This window comes from Bradyrhizobium sp. Mp27 (assembly GCF_029953005.1).
Classification (GTDB): Bacteria; Pseudomonadota; Alphaproteobacteria; order Rhizobiales; family Xanthobacteraceae; genus Bradyrhizobium; species Bradyrhizobium barranii.
In genome coordinates, this window is the sequence record NZ_JASAUS010000020.1 from 24,714 (window position 1) to 49,653 (window position 24,940).

Consider the following 24,940-nt stretch of genomic DNA (forward strand, 5'->3'; position numbering starts at 1 on the left):
GCTCGATAGCAGCTTTCGGCCGTTTTCACAACGATGAGATGGGGCCGAATCGTGCGCGTTTACAGCGGAAGTTCCGGCTCGCGCCGGGCGTTGCGGCGTGCATTGGTGACCGCCGGCGAAGCGGTGGAGCGGACGAAGCTCCAGCGGACCCACGGCGCCTGCCGTGCATCCTGCCGGATCACGATCTGCGCGGTGCGGCGTGGGCCGTCATTGCCGGCCAGGAACACGCTGTCCTCGAGATCGACCTTGTCGTCGAGCGCCTCGAAGGTCCAGACATCGCGGTTCGGCAGCACCAGCATGACGCCGCGGGCATCCGATAGCCGGCTCGCCTTCACCGCCGGATGCAGATGGAAGCGCAGCACGAAGTCGGCGTCGGCGCCCTTGAAGCGTCCGCCCTGCGGCGGCGACAGCGTGTCCTCGCCGTCGATGCGTGCGCCGTCATTGGCGACCATCAGCACGCGGTGATGGATCGCGCCGAATTTCGCGAGATAGCCGTCATGCGAGGTCGTGAGCAGCGTGCCGTTCTGAACGATCTCGCGATAGCTCTCGACATCGACGGGGCCGCTGGTGACGAGTGAGCCATGCAGGAGGCGCTTCATCGCCGACATCTCGACGAACTGGCATGAGGACGTGTCGTGATAGGTCAGCGTCGAATGCGCCGCGGTGCCGCGTGCGAACGGCCGCCAATTGTCGCGGCCCGTGGTCGGCATGCCGCAATTGGTGACGATGCGGCTGATGCCGGAAGACAGTTCGAACGACAGGCAGCCGGCATGGGCGTCGTGGCTGACGCCGGCCGGCGGCGGCGGGCCGGTGTCGATGATCAGCGTGGTCTGGCCGGCGTCGAGGCGCTGGAAGCCGGTATGCGGCATGTTCGCCATCGGCGCACCGTGGGTGTCGTCATAGGCGAGCAGCGTCGCGAGCAGGTCCGAGGGCGTCGCGCTCATGCCGTTGAAGAGCGCGAAATTACCGTCGCCGTGCCGGAAGAAGCGCAGCATCGGCATCATGCGGTCGATCGCGTTGAGCAGCGCCGGCGGCGGCGCGATGTTGCGCGCGGCGAAGGTCTGTCGCAGCGGCAACAGGTCGATCAAGAGCTCGATCAGCGCGCCCGGATTGCGGGAGATGTGGCCGCCGTCGGGCAGGATCTGCCGCTGCAACTCGTCCGAGAGCTTTTTCGAGGCACTGCGGATCTGTCGCGCCTGGTTGGCAAGGCACAGCGCCGCGTAGCACAGCGCGATCAGTACCTGGAGCTTCGGCACCCCATCGGGAATGTTGACCATGGTGTAGCGCAGGAGGCGGATCTCCCGCGCCAGCGCCCGCAGATAGCGGCGGTAGAATTTGTTGTCGGTGTCGTTGAGCACCAGCGGCGCCTGCGACAGCAGCGAGATCACGCGCCGCGCCAGCACGTCGGCACGCCGCGCGACGGCGCGGCGCTTGTTGGCGGGGTTGGCGATCCAGTCCTCGACCAGCGCGCGCGCATTGGCCCGCGTCAGCGCGGTGTCGGCGGCGCGCAGATGGCGCAGCCAGCCGAAGCCGAGCAGCGCGACCTCCCAGTCTTCCGACGGCGGTTCGAGATCGAAGATCGAGCGGCCGTGGCAATTGACGATCTTGCCGGCGAAGACGAAGCGGCCGGCATAGATCTCTGCGGCGCGGGTCGCATCCGCCGTGCGCAGGTCATGCGGCGCGATGATCAGCCGGTCGGTACGGCCGGGCCAGACCCGCGACAGCGCAACGGAACCGCCGCTCGCGCGCGCGAGCATGTTCCGCGCGAAGCGGTTCATCACCAGCGTCGAGATACGTCTGCGTTGAGCGACCGACACGCCTTGCCTTGAAGGGGGAGAGGATTAACGACGAATCCTTCTTAATCCCAAAATCGGACGTCTGACACCATCTTGAAGCGTCGCGAATCAGCGCTGGCGCAAAAACCGGTGCAAAATCAGGATTTAACGAGCCGGGCTGCGTAGAAACCGTCGAGCCCGCCGAGCTTGGGATCGGCGTTCGGCAGGTGGCTGGGCAGCGTGCGCAGGTCGCCCTCCGTGGTGATGATCTCGCTCAGCCCCGAGACCTCGGAAGCTTCGATCGGCACGCGGCGCAGGCCGCTCTCCGTGGCCAGCAGCGCCGCGATCGCCTGCTCGCCCTCTTCGGGTTCCAGCGAACAGGTGCAGTAGACCAGCGTCCCGCCCGGCTTGAGCAGCGAGACGGATTTCTTCAGCAGCCGCTGCTGGAGCGCGGTCAGGGCGGCGACGTCGGATTCCTGCCGGAGCCAGGCAACGTCGGGATGGCGGCGGATCGTGCCGGTCGATGTGCAGGGCGCATCGATCAGGATGCCGTCAAAACCCTCGGCAGGGCCGGCCCATTCCACGGCGTCGGCGACGACAGTCTCGGCTTGGAGCGACAGCCGCGTCAGATTCTCGCGCAGACGCGCCACGCGGGCGGGTGAGCGGTCGATCGCCGTGACATGCGCGCCGGCCTGCGCCAGTTGCGCGGTCTTGCCGCCCGGGGCGGCGCAGAGATCGGCAATGGACTTGCCTTTGATGTCGCCAAATAGCCGAGCCGGCAACGCGGCGGCGGCATCTTGCACCCACCATTGCCCCTCGGTGAAGCCGGGCAGCATGGTCACGGCGCCGTGCAGCACCGTGCGCACCGATCCGGTCGGCAGCACTTCACCGTGCAGCCGGCTCGCCCATTGCGCGGCGTCCGATTTCACGGTGAGGTCGAGCGAGGGCTCGTGGCCGAGCGCCAGCGCCATGTTTCTTGCGGTCGCCTCGCCGTATTGCGCGCTCCAGCGCGCGAGTAGCCAGGGCGGCAGGTCCAGCGATTGCGTGGCAACTTCATCCACCAGCGCCTTGCCCTCGCGCGCGCAGCGGCGCAGCACGGCATTGACGAGGCCGGCATAACGCGCGGCACGCCGGTCGGATTGGACGAGGCGGACGGAGAGATCGACCGCGGCGTGATCGGGCACGTCCATCCAGAGGATCTGGGCGGCGCCGATCAGGAGTGCGCTCTGCGCGCGCGGCGCTTCAGAGGGAATGCCCTTGTCGAGCAGGCGGGACAGCACATGGCCGAGCGTGCCGAGTCGGCGCAGCACGGTCGCGACCAGGCGGCGCATCAGTGCGCGGTCGCGGTCGGCGAGCGTCTTCAATCCGGGATGGGCACCGCTGCCGTCGAGCTGATCGTCAAGCGTGCGGTGCTTGTGCAGCACGCCGTCGACGATGTCAGCGGCAATCCGCCGCGCCGCGAGACCGGGCACTTCGGACGGAGGAGCGAAACGTTGAGATGGCATGCGGCTTAAGGTTCTTGGCGAGCGGCAGTTCCGCCGCAATGGGCGCATGCCTCGAGAGGCCTATCTCTGGCATGCGAATATGCCAAATGTAAGAATGGCCTCTCGCGTTTACAGCCCGCCATGACCATCTCAGCAATGCGTTATTGGACGTCGCACACCCCGTGATCCTGCGCTAGGAACCGCCGAGATGAGTGACCAGCCTCCCGTTCCCGATCGCAAGCCGCTGCCGCCGGCCGCCCAGCGCGCGCTGGCCGAGGCCGAAGCGCGGCGGCAGGCTGCTGCTGCCCACGCCGCGGCGGCGCCGAAGGAATTGCAGGGACCGAAGGGACCTGAGCCCACCCGCTACGGCGATTGGGAGCGCAAAGGTATTGCCTCGGACTTTTGAGGCTGGCTTTTGAGGCTATCTTGCCGGATCGCCCGACTCAGCCCTAGCGTGCGCGGATGCCGCGTTTCGATCCCAGCCATCCATACCGGCCCTCATACAGTGGTTCGCCGTTCGGCCGTCACTTCTCGGGGCTGTTGCCGTGGATGTTCGTGGTCGCAATCGTGGTGGCCGTCGTGCTTACGTTCCGGCACGGGATGAACTGGCCCTTCCCGCATGCGATCGACGGTCAATCGCGAGATGCCCAGATCATTTTGCAGCAGGCCAATCCGGACATCCGTCAGCCGGTCGACGTCATTCGCACGATCGACGGCGATACCTTTCTCGCTCGCGTGCACCAGCGCGACGGGCCCGTTCTCGTTGCGCGCGTTCGCCTGCGCGGTATCGATGCGCCGGAGATGAAAGCATCCTGCCAGGATGAATTGGACAAGGCTCAAGCGGCGACCGGCGCGCTGCGCGATCTGCTCGGCCAGGGCGGCGTGACGATCACCAATCTCGGCCCCGACAAATACGGCCGTGTTCTCGCCAATGTTGCGACAAGGCGAACTGCGGACGTATCTGCCGCGTTGCTCGCGGGCGGTTACGCGCGGAGCTACAATGGCGGCCATCGCGACGGCTGGTGCGCGCGCGGCTGGCGCTTCTGGTAATAAAAAGCCGCGTCGATGGTCGCGGCTCTTTCAATTCTGTTACGAGTTTGGAGATCAGCGCGTCACGACCACCGTCGTGCCGACCGAGACGCGGCTGTAGAGATCGGTGATGTCGTCGTTGAGCATGCGGATGCAGCCATAGGAGACGAAGCCGCCGACCGAGCCCGGCACATTGGTGCCGTGGATGGCATACTCGCCGCCGGCCAGCGTCATCGCCGCAACGCCCATCGGGTTGCGCGGCGAGCCGCCCGGAATGACGTCGGGGATGCTGGGCTTGTCGCGCTTCACTTCCGCAGGCGGCGACCAGGCCGGGTTGAGATATTTGCCGTCGATGCGGGTGGTGCCGGCCCATTGCTTGCCGGACTTGCCGACGCCGACCGGATAGCGCACGGCGTGCCCGTTATCGAGGATGAGATAGAGCCGCCGCTCGTTGGTTTTGACCACGATGGTGCCCGGCGAATAGTCGGCCAGGTGCGCCCCCACCATTTCCGGCCGCGCCTGCGCTGCCGTCGACATCAAAACCCCTGCCCCGATGGTGGCGGCGAGCGCCACAGCAATCCTTACCGACATCAATTTTTTCCTCTGCCCCGAACGGATCGTCCAAAACTACGCAGCACCGGCAATTGCCTGCTTGCCCGGATATTCTTAACCGCGCCTGTTAACCGGATGGTTTCCACGCGCGGCCGCCAAGGGCCCGCCAGCACGCGGAACAAAGAAAATGTTCGAAATAAAGTAAATGACAAGAAAACAACACTTGGCTGGAAAGACGCGGGCGCGGCGCCGCGCGCCCTGACAAGTGCGTGAGGGTGTGAACGGCTGTTGTTTCGAGGGGCTCTGTGTCCCGGACGCGCTGCAGCGTCTTGGCGCTGCTGCGCAGAGCCGGGACACAGGAGGCCACGCGCTCCGCCGTTGGATCGGCCCCGGCTCTGCAGCGCACCGCTGAAGAAGCGCTGCGCCGCGTCCGGGGCACGAGAGCGTGCCTTACGCCGACTTCTTGTTCTGCCGGTTCTTGACGAGGTCGTCGACCACGGCCGGATCGGCGAGCGTCGAGGTGTCGCCGAGGCTGCCCGGTTCGTCCTCGGCGATCTTGCGCAGGATGCGGCGCATGATCTTGCCGGAACGGGTCTTGGGCAGGCCGGGCGAGAACTGGATCTGGTCGGGCGCGGCGATCGGGCCGATCTCCTTGCGCACCCAGGTGACGAGTTCCTTGCGCAATTCTTCGCTCGGCTCGACGCCGGCCATCAGCGTCACATAAGCATAGATGCCCTGGCCCTTGATGTCGTGCGGGTAACCGACCACGGCGGCCTCCGACACCTTCTCATGCGCGACCAGCGCGCTCTCGACTTCCGCGGTGCCCATGCGGTGGCCGGAGACGTTGATGACGTCGTCGACGCGGCCGGTGATCCAGTAATAGCCGTCGGCATCGCGCCGGCAGCCGTCGCCGGTGAAATACTTGCCCTTGTAGGTCGAGAAATAGGTCTGCTCGAAGCGGGCGTGGTCGCCATAGACCGTGCGCATCTGACCCGGCCATGACCGCGTCAGGCAGAGATTGCCTGATGTCTCGCCGTCCAGCACCTTGCCGTCGGCATCGACGATCTCGGGCACGACGCCGAAGAACGGCTGCGTCGCCGAGCCCGGCTTCAGCTTGGTCGCCCCCGGCAGCGGCGTGATCAGGATGCCGCCGGTCTCGGTCTGCCACCAGGTGTCGACGATCGGGCAGCGATCGTCGCCGACGACGCGGTGATACCACTCCCAGGCTTCGGGATTGATCGGCTCGCCGACCGAGCCAAGCAGCCGGAGGCTTGCGCGCGACGTCTTCTTCACGGGCTCGTCGCCGCTCTGCATCAGTGCGCGTATCGCGGTCGGCGCGGTGTAGAAGATGTTGACCTTGTGCTTGTCGATCACGTTCCAGAAACGGGAATTGTCCGGATAGTTCGGCACGCCTTCGAACATCAGCGTGGTCGCACCGTTCGCCAGCGGCCCATAGAGGATGTAGCTGTGTCCGGTGACCCAGCCGACGTCGGCGGTGCACCAGTAGATGTCGCCGTCGTGATAGTCGAAGACGTATTGATGCGTCATCGCGGCGAATACCAGATAGCCGCCCGAGGTGTGCAGCACGCCCTTGGGCTGGCCGGTCGAGCCCGACGTGTAGAGGATGAACAGCGGATCCTCGGCGTGCATGTGCTCGGCCCGGCATTCCGTCGTCACCATCTTGGCGGCGTCGTGATACCAGAGATCGCGCGACGGGTTCATCTCGACCGCGCCGCCGGTGCGCTTGACCACGACGACCCAGTCGACGCCGTCGGCCTTGGCGAGGGCGGCGTCGACATTGGCCTTCAGCGGCACCTTCTTGCCGCCGCGCAGACCTTCGTCGGCGGTGATGATCACCTTGGACTGGCAGTCGTTGATGCGCTGGGCGAGGCTGTCGGGCGAGAAACCCGCAAACACCACGGAGTGGATCGCGCCGATCCGCGCGCAGGCCAGCATCGCGTAGGCCGCTTCCGGAATCATCGGCAGGTAGATGGTGACGCGGTCGCCCTTCTTGACGTTGCGGGTGCGCAGGATGTTGGCCATCCGGCAGACCTCGTCGTGCAGCTCCTTGTAGGTGATGTGCCGGGATTGCGAGGGATCGTCGCCTTCCCAGATGATCGCGGTCTGGTTGGCGCGCTTGTGCAGATGCCGGTCGATGCAATTATGGGCGACGTTGAGGATTCCGTCCTCGAACCATTTGATCGAGATGTTGCCGGGGGCGAAGGAGACGTTCTCGATCTTCGTTGGCGCGTGCATCCAGTCGATACGCTTGGCCTGCTCGGCCCAGAAGGCGTTCGGGTCCGAGATCGAGCGGGCGTACATGTCCTTGTACTTGGCTTGGTCGATCCAGGCGCGCTTGGCCCATTCCGCGGGGACGTCGTAGGTCTTCTCGGACATGCTTCCCTCCAGATACGGCAAGCCGAGCCCAGGTGACTGGCGAGCCGACGTCATCATTGAACCGATTATGCGTCCGCCTAACCGGACCCGACAAGGAGCACAAGCTGGACCTTCGGCGAGCGGCCAGCCATGCGGAAGATCAACGCCGCCCGGCGCGACTGTCGCAGATCTGAAACAGGCCTGCGCGGCTTTCCAGGTCTTTACCAAGACGCCGGAATAGGCCCGTGCAGGGCGCCCATGCGTCGCAGGAGGTATTTAGAAACCGTCTGTCACTGATTCGGGACTCGCAATGCGGTTCGGAACACCCTAAATGGCCAACCCGGGTCCAACGAGACCCTCCAAGAGACCCTTGGAACAAAAATCAGAACAGCGGCATTGACCGATAACAGACAGGGCTAAGGCTTAAGACTATGATGGATCAGCAGAATCTCGGGACGATGCGGCTCGCTTCGGCCGATCCTGCTGCTGTCGCGCTGGCCAAAGCCCTCGGACAATGGCCGAAACCCGCCGGTTCCGCCCGTCTTAGCCCGAAAAAGGTCTTCGACAGCGCGCCCGCGGCGACGGTCGAGGCGCTCGCCAAGGAGCTGGGGCTGCGGCTCGGCGACCAGAACGAGCTGACCATCCGCCGCATCAGGCGCGGCAAGGGCTATTCCTTCGTCCGCCCCAATGGCGCGCATATCCGCGACGCCCGCACCATCCGTCGGCTGCACGCCATGGCGGTGCCGCCGGCCTATCGCGAGGTGCGTTACTCGGCCGATCCGAGCTCGCATCTCCAGGCGGTGGGACGCGATGCCGCGGGCCGGCTGCAATATCGCTATCACGCCGATTGGGAAAAGGTCCGCGAGCACCGCAAGGCGCACCGGCTGGAAAAGCTCGTCGGCGCGCTGCCAAAGATCCGGCGCAAGGTCTCGGCGTTCCTGTCGGGTGACGAGCCGACGCGTGAATTCGCACTCTCGGCCGTGATCGAGCTGATCGCGCGCACCGCGATCCGTCCCGGCAACGAATCCTATGCCCGCCTCAACGGCACTCGCGGTGCCACCACGATGCTGAAGTCGAACGTCACGCTCGAGGACGATTCCTTCGTGCTGACCTTCAAGGCCAAGGGCGGCAAGGCGGTGCGCAAGGAGTGCGACGCGGCCAAGCTGGTACGCGCCATCGGCATCCTGAACGGGGTTCCCGGCAAGCGCATGTTCCAGTATCGCGACGCCTACGGCATCGTGCGCGCGGTCAGCACCACGCAGGTGAACGCGTTTCTGCGCGAGATCGCCGGCATCAAGATTTCGCTGAAGGATTTTCGCACGCTGATGGCGTCCGCAGTCGTGGTGGAATCGCTGTCGCGGATCACGCCGGCGACCAGCCAGCGCGGCCGCAAGAAGCAGGTGCTGGACGCGATCCGCGCCGCAGCCGACAAGCTCTCCAACACGCCGGCGATCTGCCGCAAGAGCTACGTCCACGACACCATCGTCACCGCCTTCGAGGATGGTATCCTCGAACGCTTCGCCGCGACCATGAAGGGCCAGCGTTCGCAGGCCAGGCGCGAGCAACTTTTGCAGCAGGTGGTGGCGACCGCGGCAGTTTAAGCGGCGGTGCCGTAGGGTGGGCAAAGACGCGAAGCGCCGTGCCCACCATTCTTTACGACATTGTTGATAGGCCGCGTGGGCACGCTTCGCTTTGCCCACCCTACGAGAGCTACATCTTGTCTGAGATACCCTTGTCCGGACCGGGATCGCGGCCTGCGGCGGCGCTCGTGAGCCGGCCCAGATAATGCGCCCATCCTTTCGCGTGCGCGGCGGCCTGTTCCTCGGTCGGGAGCCCGCTATGGGTCATGCGCAGCAGCGTGCCGCCGTCGCGCTCGATCAGGTCGATCTCGATCAGGCTCGAGCCGGGCGGCACTTCCTGACCGCCCTCCCAGCCGAACGTGTAGGCCAGACGATGCACCGGCACGACCTCGCGGAAGGTGCCGCGGCCGACGCCGCCACGCGGGCCGATGCCCTTGATGAGATAGAGCCCGCCGGGATGCGGCTCCGTGGTCGCGTCGGAGCCCATCCAGCTCAGGATTTTCTCCGGGTCGGTCAAATAGGCGAAGACGGTGGCGCGGGGGGCTGCGATCTGGGTTTCGCGTCGCACTACGAATGGCTCGGTCATCGGCGATCATCCCTGGGCTGACACTGGCCACATGGCGGCGGTGGAGCGGTGCGTCAAGGATTGCCCGTGGCAAAGATGGCCGACCTTCGCCATCATCGGGCCATGCAACTCTCCCGGACCCTCGCCTGGCTCGTCGACGCCGCCTCGGACTGCCCCGGGGCCGACCGTCTGCTCGCGGAACTCGGCGCTCATCTGGTCGCCGACGGTGTGGCGCTTGCGGCTGGCAGCCTGACGTTGGAGGTGCCGCATCCGCTGATCGCGAAGCGGACCTGGTTGTGGCGCGCGGAGAACGGCCGGGTCATCGAGGCCCTCGGCTTCGCACCAAGTGGGCTGGCGCCCGACCCGCCCAATGATGCCGGCCGCCGCTGGCTGCGCGACATCGCGGGCGGCGAGGTGCACGAAGAGGTAGTCGGACGACAAGATGGGCCGCAGCTCGGCTGGATCGGGCCGCGTCCGTTCACCGCAGACGAGATCGAGCAATTGCGCCAGGCTGCGCGTTTCGCTGCGACGCCGCTTGCCGTGCTCGCTGCGCGCGCCACGCTGCGCGCGACGCTCGATGCCTATCTCGGCAAGCGCAGTGCGGAGCGTGTGCTGGCGGCGCCGCTGCGGCGTGATCTCGGCGAGACCATTCAAGCCGCGCTGCTCTATGCAGATCTGCGCAACTTCACGACCTTGTCGGAGACCACACCGCCGGCCGACGTCATCGCAGCGCTCGACGCCTGGTTCGATCGCATCGCCGGTGCCGTTCATGCCTTCGGCGGCGAGGTGCTGAAATTCATCGGCGACGGCGTGCTCGCGATCTTCCCGGTGGTTGAGGCGTCGCCGCGCCGCGCCTGCGACGCCGCCCTGCGTGCCGCAGGCGCAGCCGAAGCTGGCATGGCGTATCTCAACGGGGAGCGCCGGGCCCAGGGGCTTCCGCCGCTTGCGTTCGGCGCGGCCCTTCATCTCGGCGAAATACTCTGGGGCAATATCGGCGCCGCCAACAGGCTCGATTTCACGGCGATCGGTCCCGCCGTCAATCTCGCCAGCCGGCTCGAGGGATTGTGCAAGCCCCTGGAACGGACCGTGCTGGTATCGGGTGCGCTTGCCGCGGAGACGGACACGCCTCTCGTCGCGCTCGGATCGCATCCGCTGCGCGGCATCGCTTCGCCATGCGAGGTGTTTACGCTGCCGGAGGCGCAAGCCCGGACATCGTAGCCCGGATGGAGCGCAGCGTAATCCGGGGTCGTGCGGCATGAAGACTTTCCCGGATTGCGCTGCGCTCCATCCGGGCTACGGCAATAACTCACATCCCGCCCATCTTGCAGACGAGCTTCCATTCCTCCGCCGTCACCGGCTGCACCGACAGGCGCGAATATTTCACCAGCGCCATATCAGCGAGCTTCTTGTCCGCCTTGATCGCGGCCATCGTCACCGGCGTCTTCAAGGGCTTGTCGGCCTTGATGTCGACGCAGACGAATTTTTCGGTCTTGTCGGTCGGATCGGCATAGGCCTCCTTGATGACCTCCGCGATGCCGACGATCTCCTTGCCCTCGTTGGAATGATAGAAGAACGCCTTGTCGCCCTTCTTCATGTTCACGAGGTTCTGGCGCGCGGTGTAATTGCGCACGCCGGTCCAGGCCTCGCCCTTGGCACCCTTCGCCACCTGCTGGTCCCAGGACCACACCGACGGTTCGGATTTCACCAGCCAGTAGTTCATCGCGCGTCCCATCCGTTCGTCATGGCCGGGCTTGTCCCGGCCATCCACGTCTCTGCCACCAATTCAATATCAAGACGCGGATGCCCGCGACAAGCGCGGGCATGACGAGAAAGACGTCATTCCTCTGCCTTGAAGGGGCGCATCAACAGCCCCGAGATCGCAGCGTCGATCGTGCTCCGGCCGCTCAGGATCGAAGCGACCGCTTCTGATACCGGCATCTCGATGTTGTGCGAAGCTGCGAGTTCGATCAACACCGGTGCGGTGAACTCGCCTTCGGCAAGCTTGCCCGCGGGCGGCTGCTCGCCGCGGCCCAGCGCAAGGCCGTGCGCGAGATTGCGCGATTGCGGGCTCGAGCAGGTCAGGATCAGATCGCCGAGGCCGGACAGGCCCGTGAGCGTCTCGCCGCGCGCGCCGAGGGCACGGCCGAGGCGCGTGAGTTCGGCAAAGCCGCGGGTCGTCAGCGCGGCCTGGGCGGAGGCGCCGAGCTTGCGCCCGACCGCGATGCCAACCGCGATCGCCAGCACGTTCTTGGCCGCCCCGCCGATCTCGACGCCGCGGACATCTGTCGTGTGATAGGGCCGGAAGGTCGCCGAGCCGAGCGCCTGCACCAGCGCGCTCGCCAGCGCTTCGTCCTTCGCCGCCAGCGTCACCGCGGTCGGCAAGCCGCGCGCGACGTCGTCGGCAAAGCTCGGACCCGATAGGATCGCCGGCTGCGCGTGAGGTGCGGCTTCCGCGATGATTTCGGTCATGAATTTATGGGTGCCGTGCTCGATGCCTTTGGCGCAGGCGACGATCGGCACCGGCCTTGCCAGATGCGAGGCCAGCATGTTGACCGCGCCGCGCAAATGCTGTGCGGGCGTCGCGATCAACACCATGTCTGCGCGCGCGGCCTCTGCAAGCTCGTGCGTCACGACGATCTCCGGCGCCAGCCGCACGCCGGGCAGCCGCGGATTGTCGCGGGTCGAGGCGATTCGCGCGGCATGTTCGCTGTTGCGCGCCCAGAGCGTCACGTTCCGTCCGGCGCGCGCCGCGACCGTCGCCAGTGCCGTGCCCCATGCGCCCGCACCAATCACCGCGACGGACCGGAACGCCGTCATGGCTAGAATCCCGCCCGCGTGTTGCCGTAACCAGCCGGCGCCGTGGCGTTGGCATCGAGCAGCCAGCGTGCGCGGGGTTGGGCTTCCATCGTGTCGATCATGCCGAGCGCCAAGCGCTCGGCGCCGGCCCAGGCGATCATTGCACCGTTGTCGGTGCAGAGCGCGGGCGGCGGCATGATCAGTTGCGTCCCGGCCTGCCGCGCGACGCCATGCAGGGCGCCGCGGATCGCCTGATTGGCCGCGACGCCGCCGGCGGCGACGAGGGCATGCGGAGCTCCGAACTGCTCGCGGAAAAGCCTCAGGCCGACGCTCAACCGGTCGGCCGTCGAGTCGAGCACTGCGGCTTGAAAACTCGCGCAGAGATCGCTGATATCCTGCGGCGCGATCTCGGTTAGCCGGCTCGCCTCGTTGCGCACCGCCGTCTTCAATCCCGACAGCGAGAAATTGGCATCGGGCCGTCCCTGCATCGGGCGCGGGAAGGCGAAGCGCGTGGCATCGCCACTTGCCGCGGCGCGTTCGACCTGCGGCCCGCCCGGATAGGGCAGGCCCAGCATCTTCGCGACCTTGTCGAAGGCTTCGCCCATCGCGTCGTCGACGGTGGTGCCGAGCCGCACATATTGGCCGACACCGGTGACGGCGACGATCTGGGTATGCCCGCCCGAGGCGAGGAACAGGCAGTAGGGAAATTCAATTCCGTCGGTGAGGCGCGGCGTCAGTGCATGCGCCTCGAGGTGGTTGACCGCGACCAGCGGCGTGTCGTGCACCATCGCGATCGCCTTGGCGGTGGTGAGGCCGACGATGACGCCGCCGATCAGCCCCGGCCCCGCCGCGGCGGCGACACCGTTGAGCTGCGCATAGTCGATGCCGGCCTCGTGCATGGCACGGTCGATGATGCCGTCGAGGACGTCGACATGCGCGCGCGCGGCGATCTCCGGCACCACGCCGCCGAAGCGGGCATGCTCCTCGATCTGGGACCGCACGATGTTGGACAGGATCTTGCCGCTGCCGTCGGGCGCGCGCTCGATCACGGCCGCGGCGGTCTCGTCGCAGGTGGTTTCGATGCCCAGTACCAGCATTGGCGAATTGTTATCCAATTTGCGCCCTTGCGCTCATCCGTAAAGCAGAGTTCTGGTACGTCCGGTAGCATTCCGGGGTCCACTTGCGCAATCGTCACGCGCAGCCGCCTTCGTGAATGCGTCACCGCCACGTGGTTCGGGAACACAAGCGATGTCCATTCTTGTCACACGGCCGCATCCCGACAACGAGGCGACGGCGAAAAATTTGCGGGCGCGGGGTCATGTGGTGCTGCTCGCCCCGATGCTCAAGTTCGAGCCGGTCGCCTTCCATGACGAGAGTGAGGCCGACTACGGCGCCATCATCGTCACGTCGGCCAATGCGATCCGCGCCGTCGCGCCGCAATTGGAAGATCTTGGCTTAAAGAACCTTGGTCTCCTGAAGCTGCCGCTGTTTGCGGTCGGCGAGCACACGGCTGCCGCGGCGCGCGACGCCGGGTTCGCCGAGGTGATCGTCGCCGGCGGCGATGCCGCGGCCTTGCGCGACAAGGTGCTGCAGAGCGCGCGCGACAAGCTGCTGAAGAAGAAAAGCACGCTGCTCTATCTCGCGGGCGCGGATCTGTCGCGCGATCTCGGCGGCGAGCTCGGCGCGGAGGGCTTCAGCGTGGTGACGCAGACCACCTATCGCATGACTCCGGTCAAGATCCTGCCGCGCGATGTCTGCGATGGCTTTGCCGCGCATGGGATCGAGGCGGTGCTGCACTACTCCCGTCGCAGCGCGCGGGCCTTCCTGGATGCGGCACGGGACGAAGGCGTCGAAATCTCGGCGCTGGCGATCCCGCAATGCTGCCTGTCCGAGACGGTCGCCAGCGTGCTGCGCGATGCCGGCGCGTCGCAGGTTCTGGGGGCCGCGACGCCGGACGAAAATGCCCTATTTGATACCTTGGAGCGTGCTTTGCGGACCCGTTTGGCGTAAGAGGTCGGGCCGAATCCGACGCGATCGGGTCCGTTTAGGGCATTTGAGTGTGAGGAACCGTCACGATGGCCGACGACAAGCCTGAAGACGCAGGATTGGCTCCCGAGTCAGGCCGTGCCAAGCGCACCCCGCCCACCATCGACCTTGAGGCAACCGAAATCTCGACCCAGCCGCAGCCAACGGCGGCTGCCGAACCGGAGGTTCAGCCGACGCCGGAGCAGGCCACGCCGGAGCAGGCCACGGTCGAAGAGTCCAAATCCGAAGAGGCCAGGCCCGACCCGGAGCCCGCGCGCGCGGAGGCCGCGGTTGCTTCCGCTCCGGCGTCGGCGCCGGTTTCGCCTTGGGTCATTGCGCCGTTCTCCGGCGCGGTCGCAGCCGCAATCGTGATTGCCGTCGGCTGGATGCTGGGCTGGCCCGCCGTGGAGGCGCCGCCGGCCGCGCCGCAGGTCACGAGCGCGACGGTCGACGCGCTCAGCGGACGTGTCGCCGCGGTCGAAGCCAAGGCGGGCAAGCCCGCCGCCGATCCGGCCGTGGTGGCGCGGATCGATGCACTGGAGAAATCTGCAAACGCCTTGCGCAGTGACATCGCCAATCTGCGCGCACAGTCCGACAAGACCGCCAACGACGTGAAATCGGCACCGCGCGCTGCCGCGCCTGATCTTGCCGCTCTCAGCGACCGCATTGCGCAGCTGGAGCGTGCCAGCAAGACGGAGCGCGCCGAGCTCGCACAGCAGGGCGAGAAGATTGCCGACAACAAGGCGACGAATGACAGGCCACTGCGCCATGTCGTGGCGGCGGCTCTGCTCGATGTCGCGGTTCGGCATGGCGATCCTTACGAATCGCAATTGGCCGCGGCGCGGTCGCTCGCGGCCAAGCCCGATATGCTGAAGCCGCTCGACACCTTTGCATCGTCAGGCATTCCGACGCCGGTTGCGCTGAGCCGTGAGCTCCTCAACATCGTGCCAAAGCTCTCTCCGCCGGCGGAAACCCCGGCCGCCAATGCCGGCATCGTCGAGCGTCTCCAGGCGGGGGCCTCGAAACTCGTTCGTATCGAGCGCACCGACGGCGTCGGCAATGATCGCGGCGCCATCGTCGCACGGGTGACGGCGGCGGCGCTCCGCAACGATTTCGCGGAAGCACGGCGCGAGCTGAAGACGCTGTCCGAGGCCGATCGTGCACCGGCACAGGCCTGGCTCGACAAGGCCGATGCGCGCGACGCCGCGCTCGGCGCCTCCCGCAAATTCGCCGACGATGCCATGGCGGATCTCGCCAAGCCCGATCTGGTCAAACCTGCTCAGTAAAGGTTCGCGCAATAATCAGCGCGTAATAGGGATCGCCATGCTTCGCATCGTCCTCTTCCTCGTCCTGATCGCGCTGGCGGCGGCCGGCGCGGCCTGGGTTGCCGATCAGCCCGGCGATCTCGTCCTGACCGCGGGCGGTTTCCGCGCGTCAACGACGCTTCCGAGGTTCGTGTTTCTGCTCGGCGTCTTTGCAGCGGCGGTCGTGCTGGTCTGGAGCATCGTGACGATGATCTGGCGCGCGCCGGGACGCCTGCGCCGCCGCCGTCATGAGAAACGCCATGCGCGCGGCCGCCATGCCATCACCCACGGCCTGCTCGCGATTGGTCATGGCGATACCGCCCTCGCCCGCCGTCACGCCGATACGGCGCGGCGGCTGGCCGCGAACGATCCGCTCGCACTGCTGCTGCACGCACAGTCGGCCCAGCTCGAAGGCAATCGCGACGAGGCCCAGCGCGTCTTCCGCGTCATGGCCGAGCGCGAGGATACGCGGCTGCTCGGCCTGCGCGGCCTGTTCATCGAGGCGCAGCGCGCCGACGATGCGGTCGGCGCCGTGATGATCGCGGAGGAAGCGATCAAGCTGTCGCCGTCCTCGACCTGGGCCTCGCACGCGGTGCTCGGCTTCCGCTGCGCGCGTGGCGACTGGAGCGGCGCGCTCGCGATCCTGGATTCGAATCTGTCCGCGGGCCTGATCGACAAGGCGGCCTATCGCCGCCAGCGCGGCGTGCTGCTCACGGCTCGTGCGCTGGAATTGGAAACCATGGACCGCGACGTGGCGCGCGAGAGCGTGATGGAGGCCATCAAGCTCGCGCCGACGCTGGTGCCGGCCGCGGTGCTCGCGGCCAAGTTCGAGAGCGAAGCGCATCAGGTGCGCCGCTCCATGAAGCTGGTCGAGGCCGCGTGGCTCGCCAATCCGCATCCGGATCTCGCCGACGCCTACGCGCATGTGAAGCTCGGCGATTCCGCGCGGCAGCGCTTGCAGCGGGTCGAGACGCTGGCGGCCAAGACGCCCGCCGACAAGGCGGGCCATGTCGAGGGCCAGCTCGCGATTGCGCGCGCCGCGATCGATGCCTCCGAGTTCACGCGTGCGCGCGCGGTGCTGGCACCTTACGTCAATGATCCGACCCAGCGCGTCGCGCTGCTGATGGCCGAGCTCGAGCGTACCGAGCACGGCGACGGCGGCCGTGCCCGCGCCTGGACCTTGCGCGCGGTGCGCGCCCGCCACGATCCGGCCTGGACCGCGGACGGCTATGTCAGCGACCGCTGGCGTCCGGTGTCACCGGTCACCGGCCGTCTGGATGCCTTCCAGTGGCAAACGCCGGTCGCGAGCCTGCCCTCCGACAAAGGCGCCACGATCGAATCCTCGGCCTTCGAGGAAGCGATGCTGGCCGCCCCGCCGCCGAAGCGGGTGACGGCCGCCCCGAGCGAAGCCCCGGTGGAACCGCCGGTGGCTGCACCGGATCCGGTGCCCGCCGCACAGGACAATTCGCCCCCTGAGGCCAAGGAAACGACTGGGGGGGCCGCCAAGGAAGAGCCTGCTGCGGTCACGCCGGCCGTCGAGCCGGTCAATCCCGCCCCTGAGGCGGCCGAATCATCGCCGGAGGCGGCAACGCCGGTGTTCCGGACCCGCGCCGACCTCGGCAAGCCTGCGCCGGCCCCGATCCAGGCCGTCATCCCCATCGTCCGTGCCCCCGATGATCCCGGGATCGATGACGAGGGTCCGAGCGATGAATTTGCGGAACAAATCGGCACGCCCAGAGCCCATGCAAAGGCCCAGGCCGGCGGCTGGCGCGGATTCTGGTCCCGCTGGGGCGCGTGAGGCACATTTCCAAGCCCGCTCCACCTTGCCAATTCGGGCCATGCCCGATATCAGGAGCGCGCGTATCGAGACCTGCATTGCGCGGGTTCCGGCAGGGTTCGCCGCAATAGCTCAGTTGGTAGAGCACGTCATTCGTAATGACGGGGTCGGGGGTTCGAATCCCTCTTGCGGCACCATTTATCACTCTGATTTTCGTTGTTTTCCGCGCCGTTGTTTCATCCTCCGATTCAGCCTCGCCGCGAGACGGCATGCCATCGCCTCAGACTTTGCGTAGGCTTTCGATTTCCCACAGCGCCAGTTGCCGCCGGTCGAACGGTGGGACGTAGTCGTCCAGCACCTTGATCGGCGGCGGGAAGTTGTAGGGCGGAGCGCTCAGGTCGATGGAGAAGAAGTCACCCGTGCGGATCGCGCGATTTCGGCCAGCCGGGTAAGTCGTCGTCAGGAGATACTTGATGTTGGATCGACGAATGTTGTCGATTGCTTGAAAAATCATCTCTTCGGAAAGATGAATGAAGCAATCGCGGCAGAGCAGCAGGTCAGCTTCCGGGAGCGGATCGTTGCAGAGATCGATCCGGAGGAACGTGCGATCTGGGCGACTGTACTGGTCACTCGTTCGCGCAATCAGTTCCGGAACGATGTCTCCTCCAATGTAGCGAGAAATTGGAAGTTCGATCTTCGACAACCAATGAAAATCACCACAAGGCAAATCGAGCAGGGTACGGATCCCGAGGTCGCCAACCAGACCAGGAAGGCTTTCTCGCACCCTTTGGGTATTGTGCAGCGTGGATCCGCCGCCGGAAGCGGTTTCCTTGTAACCCCAGACGTTACGCCGATAGATCTCGCCGAACACTTCGCCGGGCGTTCCACGGAGATTGCGCACCATCTGCGTACGCAACCAGATCAGCGCGGGCTCTGGTAACGTCTGGCGCGCGATGTCGATAGCGGTCGAGAAAAAGGCCGTCTGACGTAACCAGTCTGCAAACTTGTCGAACACATCGCCCCCGTATTGTCGCAAGCTAGACGCGTGCGAACCTGAATTGTTGCGTGCCGCGCTCGGTGGGATCCGGGCTCTGCTCAGTGATGCGAAATCCCTCGTGAGCCTGGATGAATGCTTGCTCGGAGATCCAATTGCGCTCGTATCTGACGAGCTTCTCCCTGGAGGCGAGCAACGACCCTGGACCGTTGTCGCTCAGGTACGATGTCTGAACCTCTCGCTCTTCGCTGATCGGAACGCGGTACCATGCCAACGTTGCCGGCCGAACCGAGCACAGCGTTCTGACGGTCTCCAATGCGTCGGGGACGTACTGTATGGCCCCATTCGAGTGGAGGAGATCGACACTGCCGAGCCAGTCGGCGGCCTGGTCGATGCGCTCGAAAAACATCAGCCTATCGGTGCCAAGCTCCTTGGCGCGCCGCACCATTGCAGGCGTCTCAACCACCGCCCATCGAATGTCCGGGCATTGCCGGCGCGCCACCTTGTAATGCAGGCCAGCGCCTCCGCCGAAATCCAGAACCGTGTTTATGCCCGCGACCAGCGGCCAGTCGCTGTCCGGATTGTAGTTGATTGTCTTTAGGAAAATCGTTTCGACCAGTTCCGGATTCTCGTACCCCTGAACAACCTCTCGCGGCGGCAGCAGCTTACGCTTCACTCGCTGGATGAAGGTCATAACGGGCGGACTCGGCACGCCTTGTGATACGTGTCGAGCGTCTACCACAATCAGCAACATTTGGAAACAATCGCGAAACGCGACATGACGTTGCGGGTCGATCGCCGCGAATGCTGATCGCGGGTTCAAGACCGAGCGCGCAGTCTACGTGATGACAGTCACATAACGCAGACCAGATCTCCCCTAATTTCCCGGTCACGCAAACACGGGGAGATTTCACATGCGCAAGATCATTCTGGTCGCCGCCATGGTCCTGGCTTCCGCATCTGCCCATGCTGCCGACCGCAGCCTGTCGCTGGCCACGGCGACGGCCGCTCCGCAAGCCACCACGACCACCGCGCCGACGACGCAAATCAGCGAAGTCGCGTCAGCCACGGAAGCTCCGAAATACGTCGATCGTCCGCCGGCAGTCTCGGCCCCTGCTCCCGCCGTGGCGACGGCTCCTGCCGTGACCGCGACAACGACGACTTCAGCGCCGGCGGAGACGAGCAAGCCCGCCACGAAGACCGCAAAGGCGGGCAGGCCGAAGCACAAGCGCAGCTGGACCGAAGGCCGCATCATCAGCGAGCTGCATCGCCACGGCATCTACTGGTAAGGCCGCGACCCGCTGCAAAAGCAAATGGCCGGGCAAGAGCCCGGCCATGCGCGTATTGGGGAAGCGTCTCGGGCTTACTGCGACACCGTCTGCACCACGCTCGTGATCGGACGCGCGCTCGAAGTCGGCACCTTCAGGTCCTTCAGCAGCGCCTCGTCATACTCCGGCAGCGTCTGGAGCGTCGCCTTGGCCTTCATCTGCACGACCTTGTAGCCGCCAGCCTTCAGCCGCGCGAGCAGCGCCGGCATCGCTTCGCCGGTGTGCTTCTGGAAGTCGTGCATCAGGATGATGCCCTTGCCGAGCTTGTCGAGCCGCGTCATCACCGTCTCGATGATCTTCTCTGGCGTCGCGCCCTTCCGGAAGTCGAAGGAGTCGATATCGGTCGAGAACATCGCGACGTTGCGGGTGCCGAAATAGCTCACGATTGCCGGATTGTGCTGAAGCTGCGGGAAGCGGAAGAACGGCGCGGGGTTGGCACCGAGCGCGAATTTCACCGCACTGATACCCTTTTCGACCTCGTCCTTGGCCTGCTGCTCCGTCATCTTCTTGCCGTTCAGGTTGACATGCGACCAGGTGTGCGTGCCGACCGTGTGGCCCTGAGCCAGCACCTGGCGCAGGATTTCCGGATGATAGGTCGCGTGCTTGCCGACCGAGAAGAACAGGCCCTTGGTGCATTCATCCGCGAGCGCCTTCAGCACCGCGGGCGTGTTCACCGGCCAGGGACCGTCGTCGAAGGTCAGCACGACCTCCTTGTCGGTGAGGAAGTCGAACTGCTTGAAATGGTCGAAGCCGAAGCCGGGTCCGCCGGTGGTGTCGATCTCGACCACGCGGGCAACGCCCAGCGCGTTCGGATTGGCGCAGGCCTGCTTCGGCTGCACTGGCATGGCCGGAGCGGGCGCAGGCGCCGCTGCCTGGGCAAGTGCCGTCGGCCTGGCCGCGATCGCCGCGGTGGTCTCGACGTCATCCTTGGCGGCGAGCTTCGCCTGTGCCGGCAATTGATCGGCGGCACGGGCGGCCGTTGTTTTGGGAGCGCCCTGATCGGCGCGCGCGGAATAATAAAACCAACCGCCGGCGGCGATCACGACCGCCGCAACTACACTGGCCAGCATCAGGCCCAACGCATTACGCATCGCTATTCTTTCCAATTACGCAACCAACCCGGCGGAATCTCCCGCGCGACGAGCCATTAATGCGAAGGAACAGTTAACGTGACACCAACACGACGGCGTTTGCGCCGGATTTTCAGCGAGGTGCGCCATGTGACGGAAGTCACAGAGGGCGGGCCACCCGTGACCGTCATCACAGTGGAAACTGTTTTGCCGGAGCATCGTAGTTCCCATCAACAACGGGCCCCGCTTCCAGCGGCGCCCATGGGAGCTTCAAATGACCAAGTCTTTCTCTGCGAAATTGCTGACGAGCAGGATCCGCGACACCAGCCTGGCTTTGGGCTTTGCCGCCATCGTCTCGATCGTCGCGACGACCTCGAGCTTCGCCTTCTCGGCCGAGGCGCAGCAGCAGTGCACCGGCGATGCCTTCCGCCTGTGCTCCTCGGAAATCCCCAACGTCCCGAAGATCACGGCGTGCATGATGAAGCATCGCTCCGACCTGAGCGCCGGCTGCCGCGCGGTGATGGACAAGGACCTCGCAAAGGGCGCCTCACGCAAGATCGCTGACGCCCAGGACAAGCAGTAGGACAACGCGCAACGGCGATCGTTGTCAGCTCCCTTCGCGATGTGCTCCCGGCGTCAAGCCGGGGCCGCGCGCGCCAGTCCCGCTCGGCAATAAAGCCGTTGCGGCTCCGGGATCGTCGCACTAGCTTCGCCCGCACATCCTTGGGGTAAGAGGCATTACGCGATGACCAGATTTCTTTTCATTGTTTCTTTGATTCTGTGCGCATCGAGCGCCTCGGCGCAACAGCCCGGCCACGATGCCTGCGCGCGCGATGTGACGCGCTTCTGCCGTGCCGTGATGAACAATGGCGATGGCGCCGTGCTCGCTTGCCTCAAACAGAACCGCACCCGCCTCGGCAAAGCCTGCGACAAGGTGCTGACGGATCACGGGCAGTAGTGATTCCCGTAGCCCGGATGGAGCGCAGCGCAATCCGGACGATGTCAGCACGACGGCAGAATCCCGGATTGCGCTTCGCTCCATCCGGGCTACGGACAAAACTCACGTGCTGCTTCCCGCTGCGCTCGCGACCACCGGCAGCACCTCGGCGCCGGCACGATCCGGCGTCTCTTCCTTCCAGCGCACCGAGCCGAACGGACGCTCCAGCATGCGGCGGATCCGCACCGGATCGGGGCCGATGTGGAAATCGATCGCCTGCTGATGCAAAGCGCGTTCGGATTGTGTCGAGCGGTTGCGCTGGCGCAGATAATCGAGCCAGGTCGGACAGTGGTAGCGCTCGGTCCACAATTCGGGGTCGGCGATGTCGCGCGCGATCGACCAGCCATAGGCGCCGTTGCGCTGCCGGGAGAGCTGCACGTCCTGCATCACATTGTGGAAGGCGCGCGCGTTCTCCTGGGACACCCTGTATTCGATCTCGACCACCAGCGGCCCGCTGCGCGCCGTGAGCGACAGTTTGACTTCGGGATCGGCGAGCACGTCCGCGTCCTCGTTGCGAGCGCCGACGCGCGGCATCGCCAGCCAAATGCCCAGCACCGGCGAGATCAGCATCAGGCTGGCGGCCGTCAGCAGCGCGACCTCGACGCCGGCATAATCGGTGAGATGGCCCCAGCCCCACGCGCCGATCGCGATGCCGCCGGATATCGAGGCCTGGAACGCCGCGAGCGAACGGCCCGCGACCCAGCGCGGCGCCGAGAGCTGCACGCCGATGTTGAACAGCGCGACGGCCGCCATCCAGACCGCGCCGGCGAGCACAAGCGCCGCCGCCGTCAACACCGGCTCCCTGCTCACGGCAAGTGCGGCCATCGCGAATGCCATCGAGATGGTGCAGGCGCGGATCGCGGCCTCGCCGCTCATGCGCTTGCGCAATTCGTGAATGTTGAGCGCACCGACGACGGCGCCCATGCCGAAGGCACCCAGCATGATGCCGTAGGTCTGCGCGCCGCCATGCAGCAGGTCGCGTGCGATCAGCGGCATCAGCGCCATGATGGCACCGCCAATCAGGCCCATCACCAATGTGCGCAACAGCACGATCTTGATCGGCGGCGAATTGGTGATGTAGCGGAAGCCCGAGACCATCGCGCGGTTGAGCTTTTCCCGCGGCAGGCGCGAGGGCTCGGTGCTGCGCCGCCAGAGCAGCAGCACCACCAGCAGCGGCAGATAGAGGATCGCGTTGCAGGCAAACGCCGCCACTGCGCCGAGCGAGGCGACGATGACGCCGCCGACCGCGGGACCGAAGCTGCGTGCAATATTGTAGCTGATACCGTTCAGTGCGACGGCTGACGGCAGTGCTTCGGGCGGGACCTGCTCGCTGACCGAGGATTGCCACGCCGGCCCGAACAGCGCATTGCCGCTGCCCACCACGAAGCAGAAGACGAGCAGCGTTTCCGGGGTGATCAGCTTGAGCCAGGCCAGCACCGTCAGCGCAGTCGCGCCGATCAGCGCGATCGCGAGTGAAATCAAGGTCACGATGCGGCGGTCATACATGTCGGCGATGGCGCCGGCCGGCATCGAGATCAGCATGATCGGCAGCATCAGCGCGGTCTGCACCAGCGCCACCTTGTCGGCCGATGCTGCCATCTGCGTCATCGCCCAGGCCGCGCCCACGCCCTGGATCAAGAGGCCAAGATTGGAGAGCAGGCTGGCGAGCCAGATGCGCCGGAACACGGTGTACCGCAGGGGTGCGGCGATGCCGTCGCCGGCGAATTTCTGACGGTTCGGCTGCTCGGTCATATCCCCTTCCATATGGGCTGGCAGAAGTGGTCTTGGAATGGTCTTTGGGTGATTCCGGCAAGTCCAGTGATGCCTGCGAAAGTCCTTCGCTGTCCAGTGGTTAGGCCGCTATAAGCGGCACAAAGACATGGTTTTTCCGGAGAAACATATGAAGCTGTCGCGACGGTCGATCCTGCTGGGAGCAGGCAGCTTGCCTTTCGCGGTTGCGAGCTTGCGGACAGGCGCGCTGGCCCAGACCGCGCCCACGGCTCAGAATGCCGAGGTGCCGCCGATCCTGTTCGTCCACGGCAATGGTGAATACGACGCGGTCTGGATGACGACGCTTTGGCGGATGGAATCCAACGGCGTCGCGCGCGATCGCATGATGGCGATCAATTTCACGGATCCGCTGGCGCGCAGCGACGACAAGGTCGAGCAGGCGGGCCGCTCCTCGACCGAGGACCAGCGCCGCGAACTCGCGGCGGCCATCGCGGAATTGAAGCGCCGCACCGGCGCGCCGCGCGTTGCGCTGGTCGGCAGCTCGCGCGGCGGCTATGCGATTCGCAACGTCATCAGGAACGGCGGCGCCGGCGATGTCAGCCATGCCGTGCTGTGCGGCACGCCCAATCACGGCGTGTTCGCGACCGATGACCAGCCGAACAACGAGTTCAACAGCCGCGGCACATTTCTGCGCGGTCTCAACGAGGGCGAGAGCGAGGTGACGCCGGGTGTTGCCTTCCTTACGCTGCGCAGCGACGGCATTGACAAATACGCCCAGGCGGATGGCCGCTTCATCGGCAAGCCCGGCACGCCGACTGGCGTTACCGTCGAAGGGCCGGAGTTGACGGGCGCCACCAATCTCGTGCTCGGCGCGCTCGACCATCGCGAAGTGGCGTTTCACCCGCGCGCTTTCCGCCAGATCTACAAATTCATTGCCGGCCGCGAGCCCGCGCGCATCGCGATTGTGCCGGAGCAGAGCGTCAGGTTGAGCGGCCTTGTGACCGGTACGCCAGGCGGCGTGTCGACCAATCGCCCGGTGGCAGGTGCAACCGTCGATGTCTTCCGCGTCGACCCTGATACCGGGGAGCGCAAAGGCGGCGCGGTGCACAGCGCGAAGACCGGCGCCGACGGCCGCTGGGGTCCGGCGCAGGTCGAGCCATCCTGGTTCCTCGAATTCGTCCTGACATCGCCGGACGCGCCGACGACGCATATCTACCGCACGCCCTTCCCGCGCTCGTCCGATGTCGTGCATCTGCGTGCCGCGCGCCCGCTCGGGCCGGCGGACAAGGATGCCGGCGCCGTCGTGATCATGTCGCGACCGCGCGGCTATCTCGGCCTGCCGCGGGACGTGGTGCTGCTCGACGGCAAGGAGCCGGCCGACGTCAAGCCGGGTGTGCCCACGGATTCGGCAGCAACCTTGCGGCTGCCGGCCGCGGAGGCCGGGCGTAACATCGTGGCCCAGTTCGGCGAAGAACGAATTGTGGCGCGCGCCTGGCCCGCCTCCGAGAACAGGATTGCGATTGCCGAGCTGACTTACTAGCTATTGGCCTGGGTCAT

The 24,940-nt window shown here is 65.9% G+C and carries 23 protein-coding genes and 1 tRNA gene; 12 read left to right on the forward strand and 12 right to left on the reverse strand.

The features are described 5' to 3' along the window. Positions 1 to 59 precede the first annotated feature (59 nt). The gene (locus QJT78_RS13775; RefSeq protein ID WP_028151093.1) at positions 60 to 1,778 is read right to left on the reverse strand and encodes a heparinase II/III family protein; all 1,719 of its coding nucleotides are present in this window, start codon (positions 1,776 to 1,778) and stop codon (positions 60 to 62) included. A gap of 155 nt (positions 1,779 to 1,933) precedes the next feature. Next, entirely contained in the window at positions 1,934 to 3,280 is a 1,347-nt protein-coding gene (locus QJT78_RS13780; protein ID WP_028151092.1) for a transcription antitermination factor NusB, read from the reverse strand. A 187-nt stretch (positions 3,281 to 3,467) separates the two neighbouring features. On the opposite strand from QJT78_RS13780, the gene QJT78_RS13785 reads away from it, so the two are divergent. Further along, on the forward strand, positions 3,468 to 3,665 hold the full coding sequence (locus QJT78_RS13785; RefSeq protein ID WP_028151091.1) for a DUF1674 domain-containing protein: 198 nt from the start codon (positions 3,468 to 3,470) through the stop codon (positions 3,663 to 3,665). Positions 3,666 to 3,721: 56 nt separating this feature from the next. Then, a complete protein-coding gene (locus QJT78_RS13790) occupies positions 3,722 to 4,309 on the forward strand; it encodes a thermonuclease family protein (RefSeq protein WP_028151090.1) in 588 nt (195 codons plus the stop codon). Between the two features lie 54 nt (positions 4,310 to 4,363). Here QJT78_RS13790 and QJT78_RS13795 read toward each other — a convergent pair whose 3' ends face one another. Next, positions 4,364 to 4,879: a L,D-transpeptidase gene (locus tag QJT78_RS13795; protein WP_014490740.1), complete on the reverse strand. Its 516-nt coding sequence runs from the start codon at positions 4,877 to 4,879 to the stop codon at positions 4,364 to 4,366. A 411-nt stretch (positions 4,880 to 5,290) separates the two neighbouring features. Continuing rightward, complete coding sequence (acs, locus tag QJT78_RS13800; RefSeq protein ID WP_028151089.1) at positions 5,291 to 7,237, reverse strand: acetate--CoA ligase; 1,947 nt, start codon at positions 7,235 to 7,237, stop codon at positions 5,291 to 5,293. A 410-nt stretch (positions 7,238 to 7,647) separates the two neighbouring features. Here acs and QJT78_RS13805 point away from each other — a divergent pair, with 410 nt between their 5' ends. Next, positions 7,648 to 8,817, forward strand: coding sequence for a DNA topoisomerase IB (locus QJT78_RS13805; protein WP_028151088.1), 1,170 nt, complete (start codon positions 7,648 to 7,650; stop codon positions 8,815 to 8,817). Positions 8,818 to 8,926: 109 nt separating this feature from the next. On the opposite strand, the gene QJT78_RS13810 is transcribed toward QJT78_RS13805, so the two are convergent. Continuing rightward, a complete protein-coding gene (locus QJT78_RS13810) occupies positions 8,927 to 9,382 on the reverse strand; it encodes an SRPBCC domain-containing protein (protein ID WP_028151087.1) in 456 nt (151 codons plus the stop codon). Positions 9,383 to 9,484: 102 nt separating this feature from the next. Here QJT78_RS13810 and QJT78_RS13815 point away from each other — a divergent pair, with 102 nt between their 5' ends. Then, positions 9,485 to 10,579 carry an adenylate/guanylate cyclase domain-containing protein gene (locus tag QJT78_RS13815; RefSeq protein WP_049807454.1) on the forward strand — a complete coding sequence of 365 codons (1,095 nt, stop codon included), beginning with the start codon at positions 9,485 to 9,487 and terminating at the stop codon, positions 10,577 to 10,579. Positions 10,580 to 10,667: 88 nt separating this feature from the next. Here QJT78_RS13815 and QJT78_RS13820 read toward each other — a convergent pair whose 3' ends face one another. From QJT78_RS13820 to tsaD, 3 genes are all read right to left on the reverse strand, one after another. After that, complete coding sequence (locus tag QJT78_RS13820) at positions 10,668 to 11,081, reverse strand: EVE domain-containing protein (RefSeq protein ID WP_028151085.1); 414 nt, start codon at positions 11,079 to 11,081, stop codon at positions 10,668 to 10,670. A gap of 116 nt (positions 11,082 to 11,197) precedes the next feature. Further along, positions 11,198 to 12,178: an NAD(P)H-dependent glycerol-3-phosphate dehydrogenase gene (locus QJT78_RS13825; protein ID WP_028151084.1), complete on the reverse strand. Its 981-nt coding sequence runs from the start codon at positions 12,176 to 12,178 to the stop codon at positions 11,198 to 11,200. 2 nt (positions 12,179 to 12,180) lie between these two features. Then, positions 12,181 to 13,254: a tRNA (adenosine(37)-N6)-threonylcarbamoyltransferase complex transferase subunit TsaD gene (tsaD, locus tag QJT78_RS13830; protein WP_028151083.1), complete on the reverse strand. Its 1,074-nt coding sequence runs from the start codon at positions 13,252 to 13,254 to the stop codon at positions 12,181 to 12,183. Between the two features lie 151 nt (positions 13,255 to 13,405). On the opposite strand from tsaD, the gene QJT78_RS13835 reads away from it, so the two are divergent. The 4 genes from QJT78_RS13835 to QJT78_RS13850 all read left to right on the forward strand — a co-directional run bounded on the left by QJT78_RS13835 (position 13,406) and on the right by QJT78_RS13850 (position 17,460). Beyond that, complete coding sequence (locus tag QJT78_RS13835) at positions 13,406 to 14,167, forward strand: uroporphyrinogen-III synthase (protein WP_028151082.1); 762 nt, start codon at positions 13,406 to 13,408, stop codon at positions 14,165 to 14,167. A 65-nt stretch (positions 14,168 to 14,232) separates the two neighbouring features. Then, positions 14,233 to 15,468 (forward strand): hypothetical protein, encoded by a 1,236-nt coding sequence (locus QJT78_RS13840; RefSeq protein ID WP_028151081.1) that lies wholly within the window; start codon positions 14,233 to 14,235, stop codon positions 15,466 to 15,468. A gap of 37 nt (positions 15,469 to 15,505) precedes the next feature. After that, the gene (locus tag QJT78_RS13845; protein WP_281460253.1) at positions 15,506 to 17,284 is read left to right on the forward strand and encodes a heme biosynthesis HemY N-terminal domain-containing protein; all 1,779 of its coding nucleotides are present in this window, start codon (positions 15,506 to 15,508) and stop codon (positions 17,282 to 17,284) included. A 100-nt stretch (positions 17,285 to 17,384) separates the two neighbouring features. Further along, positions 17,385 to 17,460 (forward strand) — tRNA-Thr (locus QJT78_RS13850). An 83-nt stretch (positions 17,461 to 17,543) separates the two neighbouring features. Here QJT78_RS13850 and QJT78_RS13855 read toward each other — a convergent pair. Together QJT78_RS13855 and QJT78_RS13860 are read right to left on the reverse strand one after the other, a co-directional pair. After that, positions 17,544 to 18,278, reverse strand: a complete 735-nt coding sequence (locus QJT78_RS13855) for a class I SAM-dependent methyltransferase (protein WP_049810200.1) — start codon at positions 18,276 to 18,278, stop codon at positions 17,544 to 17,546. Positions 18,279 to 18,300: 22 nt separating this feature from the next. Next, positions 18,301 to 18,951: a hypothetical protein gene (locus QJT78_RS13860; RefSeq protein WP_157790443.1), complete on the reverse strand. Its 651-nt coding sequence runs from the start codon at positions 18,949 to 18,951 to the stop codon at positions 18,301 to 18,303. 220 nt (positions 18,952 to 19,171) lie between these two features. On the opposite strand from QJT78_RS13860, the gene QJT78_RS13865 reads away from it, so the two are divergent. Beyond that, on the forward strand, positions 19,172 to 19,546 hold the full coding sequence (locus tag QJT78_RS13865; RefSeq protein WP_028151078.1) for a hypothetical protein: 375 nt from the start codon (positions 19,172 to 19,174) through the stop codon (positions 19,544 to 19,546). A gap of 74 nt (positions 19,547 to 19,620) precedes the next feature. Here QJT78_RS13865 and QJT78_RS13870 read toward each other — a convergent pair whose 3' ends face one another. Beyond that, positions 19,621 to 20,676, reverse strand: coding sequence for a polysaccharide deacetylase family protein (locus QJT78_RS13870; protein WP_028151077.1), 1,056 nt, complete (start codon positions 20,674 to 20,676; stop codon positions 19,621 to 19,623). Positions 20,677 to 20,929: 253 nt separating this feature from the next. Here QJT78_RS13870 and QJT78_RS13875 point away from each other — a divergent pair, with 253 nt between their 5' ends. Both QJT78_RS13875 and QJT78_RS13880 read left to right on the forward strand, forming a co-directional pair. After that, the gene (locus QJT78_RS13875) at positions 20,930 to 21,238 is read left to right on the forward strand and encodes a hypothetical protein (RefSeq protein WP_028151076.1); all 309 of its coding nucleotides are present in this window, start codon (positions 20,930 to 20,932) and stop codon (positions 21,236 to 21,238) included. Between the two features lie 162 nt (positions 21,239 to 21,400). Next, positions 21,401 to 21,613 carry a hypothetical protein gene (locus QJT78_RS13880; RefSeq protein WP_028151075.1) on the forward strand — a complete coding sequence of 71 codons (213 nt, stop codon included), beginning with the start codon at positions 21,401 to 21,403 and terminating at the stop codon, positions 21,611 to 21,613. 102 nt (positions 21,614 to 21,715) lie between these two features. On the opposite strand, the gene QJT78_RS13885 is transcribed toward QJT78_RS13880, so the two are convergent. Continuing rightward, the gene (locus tag QJT78_RS13885) at positions 21,716 to 23,404 is read right to left on the reverse strand and encodes an MFS transporter (RefSeq protein ID WP_028151074.1); all 1,689 of its coding nucleotides are present in this window, start codon (positions 23,402 to 23,404) and stop codon (positions 21,716 to 21,718) included. A gap of 148 nt (positions 23,405 to 23,552) precedes the next feature. On the opposite strand from QJT78_RS13885, the gene QJT78_RS13890 reads away from it, so the two are divergent. Then, complete coding sequence (locus QJT78_RS13890) at positions 23,553 to 24,923, forward strand: hydrolase (protein WP_028151073.1); 1,371 nt, start codon at positions 23,553 to 23,555, stop codon at positions 24,921 to 24,923. The last annotated feature ends 17 nt before the right edge of the window (positions 24,924 to 24,940 follow it).

Excerpts from the sequence above, each read along its gene's own strand:
- QJT78_RS13775 (WP_028151093.1), bottom strand. The coding sequence starts at position 1,778 with ATGAACCGCTTCGCGCGGAACATGCTCGCGCGCGCGAGCGGCGGTTCC.
- QJT78_RS13780 (WP_028151092.1), bottom strand. The coding sequence starts at position 3,280 with ATGCCATCTCAACGTTTCGCTCCTCCGTCCGAAGTGCCCGGTCTCGCG.
- QJT78_RS13785 (WP_028151091.1), top strand. The coding sequence starts at position 3,468 with ATGAGTGACCAGCCTCCCGTTCCCGATCGCAAGCCGCTGCCGCCGGCC.
- QJT78_RS13790 (WP_028151090.1), top strand. The coding sequence starts at position 3,722 with ATGCCGCGTTTCGATCCCAGCCATCCATACCGGCCCTCATACAGTGGT.
- QJT78_RS13795 (WP_014490740.1), bottom strand. The coding sequence starts at position 4,879 with ATGTCGGTAAGGATTGCTGTGGCGCTCGCCGCCACCATCGGGGCAGGG.
- acs (WP_028151089.1), bottom strand. The coding sequence starts at position 7,237 with ATGTCCGAGAAGACCTACGACGTCCCCGCGGAATGGGCCAAGCGCGCC.
- QJT78_RS13805 (WP_028151088.1), top strand. The coding sequence starts at position 7,648 with ATGATGGATCAGCAGAATCTCGGGACGATGCGGCTCGCTTCGGCCGAT.
- QJT78_RS13810 (WP_028151087.1), bottom strand. The coding sequence starts at position 9,382 with ATGACCGAGCCATTCGTAGTGCGACGCGAAACCCAGATCGCAGCCCCC.
- QJT78_RS13815 (WP_049807454.1), top strand. The coding sequence starts at position 9,485 with ATGCAACTCTCCCGGACCCTCGCCTGGCTCGTCGACGCCGCCTCGGAC.
- QJT78_RS13820 (WP_028151085.1), bottom strand. The coding sequence starts at position 11,081 with ATGAACTACTGGCTGGTGAAATCCGAACCGTCGGTGTGGTCCTGGGAC.
- QJT78_RS13825 (WP_028151084.1), bottom strand. The coding sequence starts at position 12,178 with ATGACGGCGTTCCGGTCCGTCGCGGTGATTGGTGCGGGCGCATGGGGC.
- tsaD (WP_028151083.1), bottom strand. The coding sequence starts at position 13,254 with ATGCTGGTACTGGGCATCGAAACCACCTGCGACGAGACCGCCGCGGCC.
- QJT78_RS13835 (WP_028151082.1), top strand. The coding sequence starts at position 13,406 with ATGTCCATTCTTGTCACACGGCCGCATCCCGACAACGAGGCGACGGCG.
- QJT78_RS13840 (WP_028151081.1), top strand. The coding sequence starts at position 14,233 with ATGGCCGACGACAAGCCTGAAGACGCAGGATTGGCTCCCGAGTCAGGC.
- QJT78_RS13845 (WP_281460253.1), top strand. The coding sequence starts at position 15,506 with ATGCTTCGCATCGTCCTCTTCCTCGTCCTGATCGCGCTGGCGGCGGCC.
- QJT78_RS13860 (WP_157790443.1), bottom strand. The coding sequence starts at position 18,951 with ATGACCTTCATCCAGCGAGTGAAGCGTAAGCTGCTGCCGCCGCGAGAG.
- QJT78_RS13865 (WP_028151078.1), top strand. The coding sequence starts at position 19,172 with ATGCGCAAGATCATTCTGGTCGCCGCCATGGTCCTGGCTTCCGCATCT.
- QJT78_RS13870 (WP_028151077.1), bottom strand. The coding sequence starts at position 20,676 with ATGCGTAATGCGTTGGGCCTGATGCTGGCCAGTGTAGTTGCGGCGGTC.
- QJT78_RS13875 (WP_028151076.1), top strand. The coding sequence starts at position 20,930 with ATGACCAAGTCTTTCTCTGCGAAATTGCTGACGAGCAGGATCCGCGAC.
- QJT78_RS13880 (WP_028151075.1), top strand. The coding sequence starts at position 21,401 with ATGACCAGATTTCTTTTCATTGTTTCTTTGATTCTGTGCGCATCGAGC.
- QJT78_RS13885 (WP_028151074.1), bottom strand. The coding sequence starts at position 23,404 with ATGACCGAGCAGCCGAACCGTCAGAAATTCGCCGGCGACGGCATCGCC.
- QJT78_RS13890 (WP_028151073.1), top strand. The coding sequence starts at position 23,553 with ATGAAGCTGTCGCGACGGTCGATCCTGCTGGGAGCAGGCAGCTTGCCT.